The organism is Marinimicrobium hydrolyticum (assembly GCF_030848505.1).
GTDB lineage: Bacteria > Pseudomonadota > Gammaproteobacteria > Pseudomonadales > Cellvibrionaceae > JAVDDU01.
Genome location: NZ_JAVDDU010000001.1, coordinates 20,015 through 35,863 on the forward strand (window position 1 = coordinate 20,015; position 15,849 = coordinate 35,863).

The 15,849-nt window shown below is 56.5% G+C and carries 12 protein-coding genes and 1 other RNA gene; 12 read left to right on the forward strand and 1 reads right to left on the reverse strand.

The genetic code is table 11. The features are described from left to right. Window position 1: 1 nt before the first annotated feature. A complete protein-coding gene (locus tag RBH33_RS00100) occupies window positions 2-2,416 on the reverse strand; it encodes a TonB-dependent receptor (protein ID WP_306730081.1) in 2,415 nt (804 codons plus the stop codon). A gap of 221 nt (window positions 2,417-2,637) precedes the next feature. On the opposite strand from RBH33_RS00100, the gene rnpB reads away from it, so the two are divergent. The 12 genes from rnpB to murC all read left to right on the forward strand — a co-directional run bounded on the left by rnpB (window position 2,638) and on the right by murC (window position 15,846). Then, an RNA gene (gene rnpB / locus RBH33_RS00105) (RNase P RNA component class A) lies at window positions 2,638-3,019 on the forward strand. A 311-nt stretch (window positions 3,020-3,330) separates the two neighbouring features. Then, on the forward strand, window positions 3,331-3,771 hold the full coding sequence (mraZ, locus tag RBH33_RS00110; protein WP_306730082.1) for a division/cell wall cluster transcriptional repressor MraZ: 441 nt from the start codon (window positions 3,331-3,333) through the stop codon (window positions 3,769-3,771). Between the two features lie 12 nt (window positions 3,772-3,783). Beyond that, window positions 3,784-4,734 carry a 16S rRNA (cytosine(1402)-N(4))-methyltransferase RsmH gene (rsmH, locus tag RBH33_RS00115; protein WP_306730083.1) on the forward strand — a complete coding sequence of 317 codons (951 nt, stop codon included), beginning with the start codon at window positions 3,784-3,786 and terminating at the stop codon, window positions 4,732-4,734. Window positions 4,735-4,741: 7 nt separating this feature from the next. Next, complete coding sequence (gene ftsL / locus RBH33_RS00120; protein ID WP_306730084.1) at window positions 4,742-5,044, forward strand: cell division protein FtsL; 303 nt, start codon at window positions 4,742-4,744, stop codon at window positions 5,042-5,044. After that, window positions 5,041-6,774, forward strand: coding sequence for a peptidoglycan D,D-transpeptidase FtsI family protein (locus tag RBH33_RS00125; RefSeq protein ID WP_306730085.1), 1,734 nt, complete (start codon window positions 5,041-5,043; stop codon window positions 6,772-6,774). Before ftsL ends, RBH33_RS00125 begins: the two co-directional genes overlap by 4 nt. After that, window positions 6,774-8,324: a UDP-N-acetylmuramoyl-L-alanyl-D-glutamate--2,6-diaminopimelate ligase gene (locus RBH33_RS00130; RefSeq protein ID WP_306730086.1), complete on the forward strand. Its 1,551-nt coding sequence runs from the start codon at window positions 6,774-6,776 to the stop codon at window positions 8,322-8,324. The genes RBH33_RS00125 and RBH33_RS00130 overlap by 1 nt, the downstream gene beginning before the upstream one ends. After that, window positions 8,321-9,697, forward strand: a complete 1,377-nt coding sequence (locus tag RBH33_RS00135) for a UDP-N-acetylmuramoyl-tripeptide--D-alanyl-D-alanine ligase (protein ID WP_306730087.1) — start codon at window positions 8,321-8,323, stop codon at window positions 9,695-9,697. The genes RBH33_RS00130 and RBH33_RS00135 overlap by 4 nt, the downstream gene beginning before the upstream one ends. Next, the gene (gene mraY / locus RBH33_RS00140) at window positions 9,697-10,779 is read left to right on the forward strand and encodes a phospho-N-acetylmuramoyl-pentapeptide-transferase (protein ID WP_306730088.1); all 1,083 of its coding nucleotides are present in this window, start codon (window positions 9,697-9,699) and stop codon (window positions 10,777-10,779) included. Before RBH33_RS00135 ends, mraY begins: the two co-directional genes overlap by 1 nt. A 16-nt stretch (window positions 10,780-10,795) precedes the next feature. Next, window positions 10,796-12,142 carry a UDP-N-acetylmuramoyl-L-alanine--D-glutamate ligase gene (murD, locus tag RBH33_RS00145; protein ID WP_306730089.1) on the forward strand — a complete coding sequence of 449 codons (1,347 nt, stop codon included), beginning with the start codon at window positions 10,796-10,798 and terminating at the stop codon, window positions 12,140-12,142. A gap of 2 nt (window positions 12,143-12,144) precedes the next feature. Then, a complete protein-coding gene (gene ftsW / locus RBH33_RS00150) occupies window positions 12,145-13,350 on the forward strand; it encodes a putative lipid II flippase FtsW (RefSeq protein WP_373568215.1) in 1,206 nt (401 codons plus the stop codon). Beyond that, window positions 13,347-14,429 carry an undecaprenyldiphospho-muramoylpentapeptide beta-N-acetylglucosaminyltransferase gene (murG, locus tag RBH33_RS00155; RefSeq protein ID WP_306730091.1) on the forward strand — a complete coding sequence of 361 codons (1,083 nt, stop codon included), beginning with the start codon at window positions 13,347-13,349 and terminating at the stop codon, window positions 14,427-14,429. Before ftsW ends, murG begins: the two co-directional genes overlap by 4 nt. Next, a complete protein-coding gene (gene murC / locus RBH33_RS00160; RefSeq protein ID WP_306730705.1) occupies window positions 14,392-15,846 on the forward strand; it encodes a UDP-N-acetylmuramate--L-alanine ligase in 1,455 nt (484 codons plus the stop codon). The genes murG and murC overlap by 38 nt, the downstream gene beginning before the upstream one ends. Window positions 15,847-15,849: the final 3 nt, after the last annotated feature.

The window sequence follows — 15,849 nt, forward strand, 5'->3', positions numbered from 1 at the left end:
GTTAAAAACGTAGGGTGCCTTGCAGGGCCACGCTGCGCGGCCGCTCGTAGAACGCGTAGTACGCGGTGCCGGTATTTTGCGTTAGCACCGTGGCGATCGGTAAGCCGTTTGCGTGAGTCACAATCGCTTGGTCGGTGAGGTTCTTGCCAATGAGCGCCAACTCCCAACGATCCCCTTCCCCTTGCAGTGCCACACGGGCGTTGACCTTAACGTAGCTGTCTTGACGCATGCGCGGATCCAGGGTCGGAGCCGTGTAGTAGTCATCGCTGTAGATCAAATCCAAGGTACTGTTTAAACCCATACGGCCCAGGCTGACGTGATGATTCAAGCCCAAGTTGCCTTGCCACTCGGGGGTGAATTCACGCCGTTTGCCGCTGGCGTCACAGCGGGTGACGCCAGGCTGGGCTTGGCCGAAATAACACTGCGCCGTGGGAAAGCGGTCGTATTCAAAATCGAGCCACGCCAAGCCGCCGCTGAGTATTAGGTTATGCGTGAGCAACCATCGGCCATCCACTTCCACGCCCCGTACCGTAGCTTCTGCCGCGTTGGTCACGTTGAAGCTGAAGGCGCCGTCGAATTGGCTGGTTTGTAGATCCGTGAATTCGGATTGGAACAGAGCTACATTCAGCTCCGCGGCGCCGCCGGCCAAACTGAATTTACCGCCCAGTTCGTAGTTAGTGACTTTTTCTTCTTCAAATTGGAATACGCCAGTGATGGGCATGGGCTCCCCGGTTCTGACGTTAAACGCATTGTTGACCGTGGGGTCCGGGTGGGCATTGGAGCGCACGTCAAAACCGCCGGATTTGTAGCCGGTGGTATAGCTGGCATAAACCATATCCGTGGGATTCAAATCGTACTGAACGATCACGGAAGGCGTGAAGCCGCTTTCGTTGCGAGTATCAGTAATGGTGTCGTAGGGCTCAATATTGAACAGGCCAAATAATGTGTTGTGGGGGTCAGAAGGGGAGCCTATGGGTAGCTCTTGCCCGTTGGCTACATGAAACTGACGCCGGCTGGCGGTTTTTTCTTCGTCGGTGTAACGACCGCCAAAGGTGACATTCAATTCATTGGTCACATTCCAGGTGACTTGAGCAAACAGTGCCCAAAGATCACTGTCCTGCTCAAACGCTCGCTGGCTGGAGGTGTTGTTGAGCAGACTCGCACCGGCAATGCCGCCTGCCTCCAAGGCTGGCGGCAGGAAGCTGCCGTCGGGGACGCGGGTGGCGTCGTCGAAGGTCAGGTTGCTGCTCTGGAGGAAGAGTCCACCCAGATAGCTGATGGGTTGGTCCAGAGGCGAGGCCAGGCGCAGTTCCTGGCTCCACTGACTGTAATCCTCGGCCGACGCAATGTTGATCAGGGGCACACCCACAAAATCGCAGTTGCACAGCTCTTCATAGTCGTACTGGGTGTAGCCGCTGATGGATGTCAGCGTGTGATCGCCCAGTAGGGTCTCGATAGTAAGAATGCCGTGGCGGCTGTTGTTCTCGCTGTAGTCCCCCAAAGGGTTGTTGTCCTCGCTGTAGCCCGCCAAAGATTGGCGCCGGAAGTCCTGTTGGGTATCCAAGTGGTAAACGTTTGTACCGCCAGTGAGCTGTGAGGTCAGATTCGCTAAGACGTCGGCATAGGCTACGCCCCCCTCCAGTGTGGTGGGTTCAATGACTTCCAAGTTGCGACCTTCACGATCGAAAGAAGCATCTTCTAGCTTTAGCGATACGTGCCAATCGGGGGATGGATCCCAATTGAAGGTGGCGCGGATCACTCGGTCCTGCTCCTGGGCTTCGTCGCGGCCGAGGGTGGTGTTACGCATGTAGCCGTCCATGGAGCGGTCCAGCATGGCCACACGAGCGCTGAACTGGTCACTCATAGGGCCGGAGACGACCGCTCGAATATCCCGCTCGCCATGGTTGGGCTCGTACAGCCCTGTAATGCTACCCGTGGTTTCGCGAGTGGGTTGAGCGCTGGTGATGCTGACGGCGCCAGCGGTGCTGTTTTTGCCGAACAGAATGCTCTGGGGGCCGCGCAACACCTCCACTCGCTCAACATCCAGAAACGGCGCCCGGGCTTGTTGTGCGCGCCCGAAGTGAACGCCATCCACAAACTGGGCGGTGGATTGTTCAAAACCCTGGTTGACGCCGGAGCTGATGCCGCGGATGGAAATGGTGGTGCCAATGCCGGTTTGGGTTATGTTGAAGCTGGGAATGTAGTCGGCCATGCCCTCCATGTTGGCGATGCCGGTCTCGGCAATTTTTTCGCCGCTCAGGGTATTTACCGAAACCGGCACATCCATCAGGCTTTGCTCCCGTTTTTGGGCGGTGACCAAAATCTCCTCCAGGGCGGGGCCGGTTTGGGCTAGAGCGGTGCTACCGGAAGCCGCCGCAATCATGACTGCCAGGGACTTAATGGTGTTATTTTTCACCGGAGACTCCTTATTATCTTTTCGGGTAAGTACTCAAGTGGTTCGCTCGGGGTGAAGGCGCGAGCGATCGACCGCCTGGGATTAGCCGTCTCATTAAGAAAATAGTAGTTGAGAAAACCCCGAAATGCTGGGATACACACAGCATTTCGGGGATTTTGCCGCCAAAATTTTGTCTTAACCCGGGCTTGCGCTTTCTTGGCCCTGCGGGTAATCTGCTCAGCGGAGTCGGCTCGGCAGTCGCTCTGGTGCGTAGAAAGGCTTCGGCACTTCGAGGCACTGGGGAGGAAAGTCCGGGCTCCATAGGGCAGGGCGCCAGGTAACGCCTGGGGGGCGCGAGCCTACGGAAAGTGCAGCAGAAAGTATACCGCCTAAGTGATTGGCTTCGGTCGATCAACGGTAAGGGTGAAAAGGTGCGGTAAGAGCGCACCGCGCAGCTGGTAACAGTCTGTGGCGATGGTAAACCCCGCTCGGAGCAAGACCAAATAGGAACCCATTGGTGCGGCCCGCATCGGGTTCGGGTAGGTCGCTTGAGGTGTGCGGTGACGCACATCCCAGATGAATGACTGTCCTCGACAGGACCCGGCTTACAGGCCGACTCCATTTTATTCTCCGCTTAGACGCTCTGGTTCTAGTCATCCTCCATTTTTAATGCAAAAAGATTGCTAACTTAATGTAATACATTAAGTTTGTTGCCCATCCCCTTCATTTGCTTCTATTTGCCCTAAAACTCTCTTGCCTGGTTTTCGCATTTCCCTGTTTATCCCTCCAGCTTTCCTGCACGTTCGATGGTATTTCGCCGCAGATACGTCATTGCTTGCTTGACTTTGCTTGCCCCAGATTTATAGTGTGCGCAGTGGTAAAAAGTGGGTAATAGTGGTTTTTTGTGGAAATCCGCCCAACATAAGTGGTGAAAAGTGTTTACAGGCAGTCATTCCATCAATATGGACCCAAAAGGTCGCATGGCGATACCAACCCGCATCCGGGATGCGCTGTTGGCGTCGTGCAATGGCCGTTTGGTGCTGACTGCCCACCCGGAGGAGCGCTGCCTTCTGGTGTATCCCGAACCCCAGTGGCAGGAAATTCTGCCACAACTTCAGGCTCTGCCGGGCATGAGAAAAGCCTCGCGCCGTATTCAGCGCCTGTTGATTGGTTACGCTTGCCCGCTGGAGCTGGACGGCAACGGTCGCATCCTGGTTCCACCGACGCTGCGCAGCTACGCCGGCATGGATAAAAAACTGATGCTGGTCGGGCTGGGCAACAAGCTGGAGTTGTGGAGCGAAGACAGCTGGAGCGCGCTCCTGGATGAGCCCGGCGAGGAAGATTTGCCGGAAGAGCTGCAGTCACTGGTTTTCTAACAGGGCCTGCCCATGAGTGAGTCGCAACATCAAACGGTTCTATTGCAAGAGGCCGTCAACGACCTGATCACGAATCCAGACGGTTTTTATGTCGATGGAACCTTCGGGCGTGGCGGCCACAGCCGCTTGATTCTTGAGCGCCTATCCGCACAAGGGCGACTGTTGGGAATCGACAAGGATGTAGTTGCGGTAGCGGCCGCGCGGGAGCACTTTGGCGGCGATCCGCGCTTTTCGATTTCTCAGGGCTCTTTTGCCGAATTAAAACACTTGGTGGAAGAGCGGGGCATGACCGGCCAGGTCTCCGGAGTGCTGTTGGATTTGGGGGTGTCATCGCCCCAGTTAGATGTCCCCGAGCGGGGCTTCAGCTTTTTACAAGACGGACCTTTGGATATGCGCATGGACCAAACTCGGGGCCAAAGTGCCGCTGAGTGGGTCAACACCGCCAGCGACACAGAGATCGCCAAAGTATTGAAAGAGTACGGTGAAGAGCGCTTTGCCAAGCGCATTGCACGAGCTTTGGTAGAGGAGCGGCAGAGAGAACCCTTTACTCGCACCGCGCGTCTGGCGCAGGTAATTAAGGATGCCAACCCTGCCTGGGAAAAGAATAAGCATCCCGCCACGCGTGCGTTTCAAGCCATTCGCATCCATATCAATAACGAGTTGACGGATTTGGAGTCAGTTCTTGAGCAGGCGTTGGCCGTGTTGGCCCCCGGCGGCCGGATGGTAGTGATCAGTTTTCACTCCCTGGAAGACCGAATAGTGAAGCGTTTTATTCGCCGACAGGAAAAAGGCGAAGCCCTGCCAGCCAACCTGCCGGTACGGGACGATCAGCTTAAGCGCCGTATGCGCAGCATTGGTAAGGCGCAGCGGGCAAGCGAGGCGGAAGTGGCCAGTAATGTCAGAGCCCGGAGCGCCATTATGCGAGTTGCAGAAAAACTATCCCCGACGGTTTCGGGACTCTAGAGGTCAAATGAAAATAGTCGCCAATCGCAAGCAGCGTAACGACATCAACTGGGTTGTGCCGGTGGTCGTGCTGTGGTTGTTGGTTTTGGCGTCTGCCCTGGGGGTTGTGGCTTCCACCCATGAGGTCCGTCAGCGAGTTGATGCACTGGAAACACTCCGCCGTGAAGCGGTCGAGCTGGAAGTGGTCTGGGGGCAGTACTTATTGGAGCAAAGCACTTGGGCCTCCTATGGCCGCATTGAACGACTAGCGGAAGATGAGCTGTCGATGAAAGTGCCCAAGGCTGAGCATATTGTGATGGTGTTGCCATGAGCCGAGCGCAAAAACTGACATTGCCGCGTTGGCGCGTCTACTTAGTGGCGCTGGTGGTGCTCGCCCTGTGTTTGGCTCTACTCTGGCGCGTAACCAGTCTGCAAGTGCTGCCTCATACGGATCGGGGGTTTCAGTTTTTACAAAACCAGGGGCAGGCGCGCACCTTACGCACCGAGCCCATCAGTGCCTACCGCGGTGTCATTACCGATCGCAATGGTGAGCCTCTGGCAGTAAGTACGCCGGTAGAAAGTTTGTGGGCTGATCCCCAGGTGTTGATTCAAGCTCCCCACCGGTGGGCGGAACTGGCCGAAGCATTAGGTTGGGATAAAGCACGTCTGGAATCGCGCCTGGCTCGTTTCGCCAGTCGAGAATTTATGTATCTGCGCCGCCACTTGCCTCCCCATCAGGCAGAACAAGTGTTGGCGCTTAATATTCCCGGGGTTTCCAGCCAAAGGGAATACCGGCGTTTTTACCCCGCCGGCGAAGTGACCGCACATTTGGTGGGGTTTACGGATATTGACGATCGCGGCCAGGAGGGAATGGAGCTGGCCTACGATGCTTGGCTCTCCGGCGAAAGCGGCGCCAAACAAGTACTCAAGGATTTGCGTGGCAACACCGTTAAAGAGTTGCAACTTATTAGAGCCGCGCGGCCGGGTCGTAGTCTGGCGCTGAGCATTGATCTGCGTCTTCAATACTTGGCGCATAGCGAACTGAAAGCCGCGGTACGCAGTCACGGGGCCATAGGTGGCTCTTTGGTGATTATGGATGTGCACACGGGTGAAGTTCTGGCCATGACCAATCAGCCCGCTTACAACCCCAATGACCGCAACCGCGTTAGCGCTACCGGATTGCGAAACCGAGCACTGACCGACTTATTCGAACCGGGTTCTACGGTTAAGCCGCTCGCCGTTATGGCCGCAATGGAAGCGGGAGAATTCCGTTCGGACTCCGTTATCGATACCAGCCCCGGCCATGTGTATGTGGGCGGGCATATGCTTTTGGATCCTGCCAATTACGGCGCCCTGGATCTGCCAATGATTATTGCCAAGTCCAGTCAGGTGGGTATGACCAAACTGGCATTGGCCATGGAGCCCAACATCATACGCAGCATGTACGGGCGTCTGGGTTTGGGCCAGTCCCCCGGCACTGGCTTCCCCGGTGAAGGTGTAGGGCTCTTACCTTCGTACAGCCGCTGGCATCCGATCCAGCAAGCCAACTTTGCCTTCGGTTACGGGTTGAATCTAAGTTCGCTGCAGCTTGCGCAAGCCTATGGTGTGCTGGCCACGCGCGGGCTCAAGCGTCCACCGTCTTTGCTGCGCCTGACGGACGTTCCGGAGCCGGAACGGGTAGTGGATGAAGCGCTGAGTGAGTCGATCGTGGACATGCTGCGTTTGGCTGTTAGCCCGAACGGAACTGGCCATCGGGCGAATCTGCCTTCATACCCCGTGGCCGGAAAAACCGGTACTGTGCGTAAAGTGGGTGCCAACGGCTACATGGACAATAAGCACTTGGCCTCTTTCGCTGGCTTCGCACCGGCGGACAACCCGCGCATCGTGGCGGTGGTCGTTATCGATGAGCCATCGGAAACCTTTTATTTTGGTGGTCAAGTGGCGGCACCGGTGTTCGCCCGGGTGGCGGAGCGGGCGCTTCGCTTGCTTCAGGTTCCGCCTGAAACCGAATCCCTGCAAAATCTGGTCGAGCAACCCCGGAGAGGGAGGCCTTTGTCCTGATGGCGCTGATCACTTCACAATTGACCCTGGGTCAACTCCTGCCTGATCACGATTTGGCCGCAGCCAGCGCCACTGTAGTGACGGGTTTGAGTCTGGACAGCCGAGCGCTCAAAGCTGGTGAAATTTTTGTCGCCCTGAGCGGCGCCCAACACGACGGTCGCGACTTTATAGAGGATGCGGTAGCCAAAGGTGCCTCGGGGGTATTGGTTGAAGCCGGAGAGCGTTGGCAGGATCCGGTGTTCACGCCGGTGCCTATTATCCCGATCGCGCATTTAGGTTCAGAGCTAAGCGCCATCGCCGGCCGTTGTTACGGCGATCCCAGCCATAAAGTGTGGCTTGTGGGTATCACCGGTACCAATGGCAAAACCACCTGCAGCGTACTGTTGGCTCAACTCACGTCTTTGTTGCGTGAGCGTGCTGCTGTAGTGGGTACATTGGGTTATGGCGTCCTGGAAAGTGATGCACCCTTGGGCGCTCGGTTGGATGCGCTGACCAGCACCGGATTGACCACTCCGGATGCCATCGGCGTGCAGCGTATTCTGGCTGACTTGGTGGCGCGCGGCGCTGCGTGCGTGAGTATGGAAGTGTCCTCCCACAGTTTGGTGCAGGGCCGAGTGGCGGCCTTGCAGTTCGACGCCGCGATCTTTACCAATCTCACGCACGATCACCTGGATTACCACGGCGACATGGAAAGCTATGGGCGCGCCAAACAGCGTCTACTGACCATGCCGGGGCTGCGTCACGCGATTGTAAATTTGGATGACCCCTGGGCGGCCGGTTTGTTAACACAGTTGCCTTCGGGAGTGTCCGGGTTGAGTTATTCGGTCGCTAATACCGACGCTGACATCCATCTGGCTGAGCGGGTTGACCAGCGCTCCGGTGTGAGTGCTTTGGTAGTCACACCCTGGGGGCAGGGCGAAGTGCATACCCGATTGCTGGGGCGGTTTAACATGGGCAATTTACTTGCCGCCATAGCCGCCGCTTGCTGCGAGGGGCACTCGTTAGAAGACGTGCTCAACGCCGTGCCACACTTGCAGGCTGCGCCCGGCCGTATGCAGCCGGTGATAGTGGATGACGACCAACAGGACATTCAAGTGATTGTGGACTACGCCCACACGCCTGACGCGTTGAAAAATTCTCTGCAGGCATTGAAGGACCATTTAACCGGCCGCTTGTGGTGTGTGTTTGGCTGTGGTGGCGACCGGGACAAAGCCAAGCGCCCCGCCATGGGTGCTTTGGCTGAGCGTTACAGTGATTTCACTATCGTCACCAATGATAACCCCCGCACAGAAGATCCCGCTCAGATCGCCTCCGATATCGTGCGTGGTATGGACAACCCCAGCAATTGTCTGGTGATCGCCGATCGGGCCCAGGCCATTGACTTGGCGGTTCAACAAGCCCGCGCTGGCGATACTGTCTTGATCGCGGGGAAAGGCCACGAGGACTACCAACTGTTTGCCGATAAAACCCTACCTTTTAGTGATGTCGAGCACGTGGCCCAATCGCTTCAGCGCCGGCTCGACAAACAGCGTGAGGAGGTATCGTCATGATGACTTCTGTTTCGCTTTCTCAGTTGGCTAAGCGTATCCCGGAATCACTCTCTCCGCGCCTGCGTCACGGCGATGCGGAGTTCGAGCACGTAAGCACCGACAGCCGACACATCAGTACCGGTGATTTGTTTATCGCCCTGCGTGGTGATCGCTTCGATGGCCATGACTTTCTGTCACAAGTGGCACAGGCAGGTGCTTGTGCCGTGGTGGTGGAAGAGGAGCGCCCAGATCTAGCGCTACCGCAGTTGATCGTTCACGACACTTTGGCCGCCCTCGGCCATCTGGGTGCTTTGAACCGGGATGCCTTTCCCGGTCCGGTTGTTGCGATTACCGGCAGCAGCGGAAAAACGACGGTGAAGACCATGTTGGCCGCGATTCTCAGCCAGATGGGGGACACCCTCGCCACTCGTGGCAACCTGAATAATCACATCGGAGTGCCTTTAACGCTATTGGAAATAGGGCCTCAACACCGCTACGCCGTGATCGAGATGGGCGCCAGCGCCATGGGCGAAATTGCCTACCTGTGCACTCTGGCCAAGCCTGATGTGACTCTGGTGAATAACGTCATGCAGGCGCATATCGCTGGGTTCGGTTCGCTGGAGAATGTGGCCAAGGCCAAAGGCGAAATCTACAGCGGTCTCGGCCCTAATGGCACAGCGGTGATCAATCTTGATGATGCCTTTGCGCCACGCTGGCGGACTCGGATGGTTGATCGAAAAGTAATAGGGATTTCTCTGTACGAACCTGCAGCGCAGTGTCGCGCCGAAGCCATTGAACAGGGCGCGGAGAACCTGCGCTTCACGCTTATTACACCGCTTGGCCCGGTCGCCATCGAATTGCGCGGCGCTGGAGAGCACACGGTGCGCAACGCCCTCGCGGCTGCCGCTTGTGCCATCGCGGTCGGCGCCTCTTTGCAGCACATTCAAGACGGCTTAAAGGAATTTTCGCCGGTAGCCGGTCGGCAGTCCCAGTCACGAGGGTACGCGGGCGCTTTGATTATTGATGACAGCTACAACGCCAACCCAGGGTCGGTACGCGCCGCCATTGATGTTTTGGCCCACTATGATGACGGGCAAATTTTAGTACTGGGAGATATGGGCGAGCTGGGCGATGAGGCTGAAGAGTTGCACCGGGAGATTGGACGCTACGCAGCCGAAAAAGGCCTGAACGCTTTGTTTGCGCTCGGGCCGCTCAGCGCTCATGCGGCAGAGGCGTTCGGCACAGGTGCTCACCATTACGACACGCACGAAGCATTGGTTACCGCACTGAAGGGCACCGTGGATGCTACCAGTAAAGTACTTATAAAAGGTTCTCGCAGCGCCAAGATGGACTTGGTGGTACGCGGCTTGAGCGAATCCGGAGAAGAAGAATAATGCTATTGTGGCTCGCTGAAATTTTACAGGAATACATTCGCGCCATGGCGGTGTTCCAATACCTTACCCTGCGCGCGCTGTTTGGGGTAATCACTGCCCTGATCATTTCTTTGCTGCTCGGCCCCTGGATGATTCGCAGGCTCAACTACTTGCAAATTGGCCAAGCGGTTCGCAGTGACGGTCCGCAAACACATCTGACCAAATCGGGAACTCCCACCATGGGCGGCACCTTGATTTTGGCGGCAATTTTTATCAGCACACTGTTGTGGACCGACCTTAGCAACCGCTATGTGTGGGTAGTGCTCGTGGTTACCGGTGCATTTGGAGCCGTGGGCTGGGTCGACGATTATCGCAAAGTGGTGCATCGAAACCCGCGTGGTCTGCCGGCACGCTGGAAATATTTGTGGCAGTCCGTGGCCGGATTGGGTGCGGCGGTATTTTTGTATTACACCGCTGCCATACCTGCGGAAACTCAGTTGTTTGTCCCATTCTTTAAAAACATCGCCCTGGATATGGGGCTGTTTTACATCGTATTCAGTTATTTCGTGATCGTGGGTTCGAGCAACGCGGTCAACTTGACCGACGGCTTGGACGGTCTGGCCATCATGCCAACTGTGATGATTGCCGCTGCGCTGGGCATTATTGCTTACCTGTCTGGCCACGTTGAGTTCGCCAACTATCTGCAGATTGCCCACATTCCCGGCGCTGGTGAGCTGGTGGTGTTCTGCGCGACGTTGATGGGCGCAGGGCTGGGCTTTTTGTGGTTCAACACATACCCGGCCCAGGTGTTTATGGGCGATGTTGGCGCGCTGGCGCTCGGCGCTGCCCTAGGCGTGATGGCCGTCATGATTCGCCATGAAATTGTGTTCTTTATTATGGCGGGCATATTCGTCATGGAAACCGTCTCGGTGATCCTGCAGGTAGCCTCTTACAAGTTGACCGGCCGGCGTATTTTCCGCATGGCGCCGCTGCATCATCACTTTGAGTTGAAAGGCTGGCCAGAGCCCCGAGTCATTGTGCGTTTTTGGATTATTACCGTCATGCTCGTGTCATTCGGGCTGGCGACATTGAAACTGCGTTAAGCAAAAGGTAGCTGTTGTGTCTGGACTGATAGCCACAAGCCAAATAACCGCCATCGTCGGCGCCGGTGTGACCGGCCTGTCCGTGGCGCGCTTTTTGGTGCGTCAGGCCCAGCCGTTTGTCATTTTTGACACGCGTGAAGATTTGGCTAATGCGGAACAGATTCGAACAGAGTTTGGTTCAGGTGCACTGGAGCTGGGAGAGCTGAAACTCGAATCTTTGTCGTTGGCTCATGAAGTTGTGGTCAGCCCAGGGGTGCCTTTGAGTTCGCCGGTATTGCTTCAAGCCGCTGAAGCTGGCGTGCCGCTGATAGGCGATATTGAATTGTTTGCTCGCCATGCGAAAGCGCCAGTAGTAGCCATCACGGGTTCCAACGCGAAAAGTACCGTCACTACCTTGGTTGCGGAAATGGCAAAGCGTGATGGTGTAAACGTGGCCGTCGGCGGCAATATCGGTGTCGGCGCCCTGGACTTACTCCATGATAGTGTCGAACTCTATGTGCTGGAGCTGTCCAGCTTTCAGCTCGAAAGCGTTAGTCGTCTTAACGCCAGTGTAGCCTGCATTCTCAACGTCAGTGCCGATCACATGGATCGTTACTCCAGCCTGCAGGCCTACCACGCCGCCAAGCTGCGGATTTACTACGGGGCACAACAAATCGTTGTCAACCGCCGCGATGTACTGACGCAACCACCACTGGGTGTGGGCGTGAAACCCGTCGGCTTTGGCGGTAAAGCTGAATTCAACAGTTTCGGTTTGCTGGAGCGAGACGGCGGTACCTGGTTGGCCTGGCAGTTTGAGCCCCTAATGCCCGCTTCCGCTCTAAAAATTAAAGGCACCCACAATGTGGACAACGCCTTGGCGGCCTTGGCGATTGGCCATGCCGCTGGTTTAAAGCACGAGGCTATGCTGGAGGCGTTGCGCGCGTTTACGGGCCTGCCGCACCGGTGTGAGTGGATTCGGAATCTCGCCGGCGTGGACTATTTCAACGATTCCAAGGGCACCAACGTTGGCGCAACGCTCGCCGCTATCGAGGGGCTGTCGACCGACTATGACAAGCTGGTGTTGATTGCGGGAGGCGAGGGCAAGGGGGCTGATTTCTCACCGTTAAAGCCCGCCTCGCAACGCCATGTACGTGCGGTTGTGCTTATAGGCAAAGACGCCGATCGCTTGGCGCAGGCGTTGGCAAGTGCGGTGCAGATCGTACTTGCCAAGGATATGGCCGATGCGGTGTCCCAGGCGCGGCTATTGGCGCAAAGCGGGGATGCCGTACTGTTGTCACCCGCCTGCGCAAGCTTCGACATGTTCAACGGCTATGAACATCGTGGGCAGGCCTACTGCGCAGCGGTTAAGGAGCTGGTGGCATGACTATGATCCGCTTCCGCGAGCAAACCTTGTTGTCCTTGCCGTCGCGCATAGACCCCACCCTGCTTCTTCTGTGGTTGGCGTTGCTCTCCATTGGCTTGGTGATGATTTCTTCTTCTTCCGTGGCATTCGCTGCGGAACAGTATGGAGATCCCTGGTTTCTGGCCAAGCGGCATGCTGTGTATTTGTTGATGGGATTGGTTTTGGCCTTGGCGGTAATTGTTGTGCCCGTTGAACAGTGGCAGCGTTACAGTGGATGGCTGTTGCTGGTAACGATCTTACTGTTGGTGCTGGTGCTGATTCCGGGGGTTGGCAGAGAAGTGAACGGAGCGCGGCGCTGGATCGATTTAGGCATCATTTCGATACAAGTGTCCGAGGTGGCTAAGTTCAGTGTCGTGGTGTTTTTTGCCAGTTACTTCGCTCGCCGCCACCAGGAGCTCTACACCGGCTGGCGCGGTTTTGCCAAGCCCTGTTTGGTGATCGGGCTGCTCGCCTTTTTGGTGCTATTGGAGCCAGATTTTGGCAGTGCCGTGGTATTAAGTGGCACCGCTTTTGCGATGATGTTTATTGCCGGCGTAAAGTTGCGGCACTTTATGCTGTTGGTGGCGCTGGCTGGCGGGCTCCTGGCTATTGTTGCCATTACCTCTCCCTACCGGTTGCAGCGACTCATTACCTTCCTGGACCCTTGGGCGGATCAATTTAATACCGGCTATCAGCTGACTCAGTCCTTGATTGCGTTCGGGCGCGGAGAATGGTTTGGGCTGGGGCTGGGTAACAGCCTGCAAAAGCTCTTCTATCTGCCCGAGGCGCATACCGATTTTATCTTTTCCATTCTGGCAGAAGAGTTTGGGCTGGTAGGTGTCGTTATCGTGATCGGCTTGTTCGCCGCGATGATTTTCCGCATGTTTGTGGTGGCTCGGGCGTCTTTAGAGGCGGGCTCTGTATTTCCGGCTTTGGCTGTGTTCGGTGTAGCCATCCTGATTACCTTCCAAGTCTTTATTAACGTAGGTGTGGCTGCCGGTCTGCTGCCCACCAAAGGGCTAACTTTGCCGTTTATCAGTTATGGCGGCAGCAGTTTGTTGATTGGTTGTGCCCTGCTGGCATTGGTGCTGCGAGTGGAATCAGAGTTACACGTGAAGGCTGAGCCTCAAGTGCAGAAACGTCCTCGCACAGCCAGAGTTAGGCGAACGGTTATGGCGGAGGCTGCATGATGTCACCTACGTCGTTACACATCATGATTATGGCCGGCGGTACGGGTGGGCACGTATTTCCCGCGCTGGCGGTTGCTCGAGTGTTGCAAGCGCAGGGCGCGCAGGTCTCCTGGTTGGGTAGTCCACGAGGTATAGAAGTGCGCGTAGTCCCCGAGGCCGGGTTCCCGTTGTTTGTTCTGCCTGTGCAAGGAGTGCGCGGGCGCGGAATTCTGGGTTTGCTGAAAGCGCCTGGGTTAATTGCGCTGGCACTGTGGCGCGCCGTGCGGGTAATGCGTGAAACCCGTCCCGATCTTGTTATCGGCTTTGGCGGTTTTGCCAGCGGGCCTGGTGGTGTGGCAGCCCGTTTGTTGCGCAAGCCGTTGGTAATTCACGAGCAGAATGCCGTGGCCGGCACCACCAACCGCTTGTTGGCACGCTTGGCGACACGGGTCCTCACGGCATTTCCAGATGTGCTTAAGAATGCAGAGGTGGTGGGTAACCCTGTGCGGCAGGAGATTGCCAGCCTGCCCGCGCCCACTCAGCGCTTTGAAAACAGATCGGGTCCTTTGCGCTTGCTGGTGTTAGGTGGCAGCTTGGGTGCGCGCTTTATCAACGAACTGCTGCCAGAGGCGCTCGCAAGCCTCGCTGAAGAACAGCGTCCGCAGGTGCGTCATCAAGTGGGCCGTGGTCACGGTGAAAGCACCATGGCGCTGTACAGCCAGAAGGGCGTGCAAGCGGATGTGCATGAGTTTATTGATGATATGGCGGATGCTTACGCGTGGGCCGATTTGGTGATTTGCCGGGCTGGAGCGCTCACCGTCTCTGAGCTAATGAACGTGGGCGTGGCCGCGATTCTTATTCCGTTTCCTCACGCCATTGATGACCACCAGACTCAGAATGCAAGGCATTTGGTGGACGTCGGGGCGGCCCATTCAATCGCTCAGGCGGAACTGACGGTTGAACGGTTGGTGGCGCTGCTGACGGAACAATTTAATACACGAGAAAAATTGCTAAGCATGGCTCAAAAAGGTCGGCAGTTGGCTCAGCCAAATGCTGCTGAACATGTGGTGCAACACTGTCTGGAGTTTGTGCGTGGATAAGACCATCGAATACTACCAAGTGCCTGAGATGCGCCGCATTCGCCGTATTCATTTTATCGGTATTGGCGGTGCGGGTATGAGTGGCATTGCGGAAGTATTACTGAACCAGGGCTATGAAATTTCTGGCTCCGACCTCAAGGAATCCAGCGCGACCCAACGCTTAAGGACCATGGGGGCAACAATATTTATTGGTCACAATGCTGAAAATGTGACAGGTGCGAATGTGGTGGTTAACTCCAGCGCGGTGAACAATCTAAACCCCGAGATGGTCAGCGCTCGTGAGCGACGGATCCCCATCGTAAGACGCGCGGAAATGTTGGGTGAACTGATGCGCTATCGCCACGGCATTGCCGTGGCCGGAACCCACGGCAAAACGACTACCACCAGTTTGATGGCCTCGGTGCTGGCAGCGGCCGGACGCGATCCCACCTTCATCATCGGTGGCCTGGTCAACAGCGCTGGGAGTAATGCTCAGTTGGGGGGTAGCCGTTACCTGTTGGCTGAAGCGGACGAAAGCGATGCATCGTTTCTGCATTTGCAGCCCATGGTGGCCGTGGTTACCAACATCGATGCGGATCACATGGAAACCTATGAAGGTGACTTTTCCCGTTTGAAGAGAACCTTTATCGAGTTTCTGCACAACCTGCCGTTCTACGGTCTTGCCGTTTTGTGCAAGGACGATCCGGTGGTGATGGAAATTATCGAAGATTTAGGTCGCCCGACGGTCACTTACGGACTCTCAGAGGGGTGTGACTACAGAGCAGTGAATGTGCGCAAGAACAAAACCCAAACTCAGTTCGAAGTCCTGCGCCCGGGTAATGCCAAGCCTTTGGCTATTGAATTGAATATTCCCGGAATGCACAACGTGCTCAACGCTACCGCTGTAATTGCGGTAGCGATGGAAGAAGGGATAGCTGATGAGGCTATCCAAAGTGGTTTGAAAAACTTTGCCGGCGTCGGCCGCCGTTTTCAGGTCTATGGCAACTACCCGGTGGGGGACGGAGAAGCCATGCTGGTGGATGATTACGGTCACCACCCTCGAGAAGTCGCGGCGACCATTCAGGCGATTCGCGATGGTTGGCCGGAGCGCCGCCTGGTAATGGTGTATCAGCCACACCGTTACACCCGCACCCGCGACTTGTACGAGGACTTTGTCGATGTGCTGTCGTCGGTGGATGCACTGGTTTTACTGGAAGTGTACAGCGCGGGTGAAGAACCCATTCCCGGCGCTGACGGTCGTCATCTCAGCCGCAGCATTCGAGTCCGCGGCCAAGTGGAGCCGATTTTTGTCGAGGGCATTGAGGCCGTACCTGGGGTAATCAAAGACATCGCCCAGGCCGGCGACATTATTATCACGCAGGGCGCCGGTAACATCGGTGCTTTGGCGATTGAACTTGCCAAGCGCAAGTTACAGTAACTG

What these genes read in the sequence shown, in the direction of transcription:
- rsmH (WP_306730083.1), top strand. Translation starts at nt 3,784, where the DNA reads ATGAGTGAGTCGCAACATCAAACGGTTCTATTGCAAGAGGCCGTCAAC.
- ftsL (WP_306730084.1), top strand. Translation starts at nt 4,742, where the DNA reads ATGAAAATAGTCGCCAATCGCAAGCAGCGTAACGACATCAACTGGGTT.
- RBH33_RS00125 (WP_306730085.1), top strand. Translation starts at nt 5,041, where the DNA reads ATGAGCCGAGCGCAAAAACTGACATTGCCGCGTTGGCGCGTCTACTTA.
- RBH33_RS00130 (WP_306730086.1), top strand. Translation starts at nt 6,774, where the DNA reads ATGGCGCTGATCACTTCACAATTGACCCTGGGTCAACTCCTGCCTGAT.
- RBH33_RS00135 (WP_306730087.1), top strand. Translation starts at nt 8,321, where the DNA reads ATGATGACTTCTGTTTCGCTTTCTCAGTTGGCTAAGCGTATCCCGGAA.
- mraY (WP_306730088.1), top strand. Translation starts at nt 9,697, where the DNA reads ATGCTATTGTGGCTCGCTGAAATTTTACAGGAATACATTCGCGCCATG.
- ftsW (WP_373568215.1), top strand. Translation starts at nt 12,145, where the DNA reads ATGATCCGCTTCCGCGAGCAAACCTTGTTGTCCTTGCCGTCGCGCATA.
- murG (WP_306730091.1), top strand. Translation starts at nt 13,347, where the DNA reads ATGATGTCACCTACGTCGTTACACATCATGATTATGGCCGGCGGTACG.
- murC (WP_306730705.1), top strand. Translation starts at nt 14,392, where the DNA reads ATGTGGTGCAACACTGTCTGGAGTTTGTGCGTGGATAAGACCATCGAA.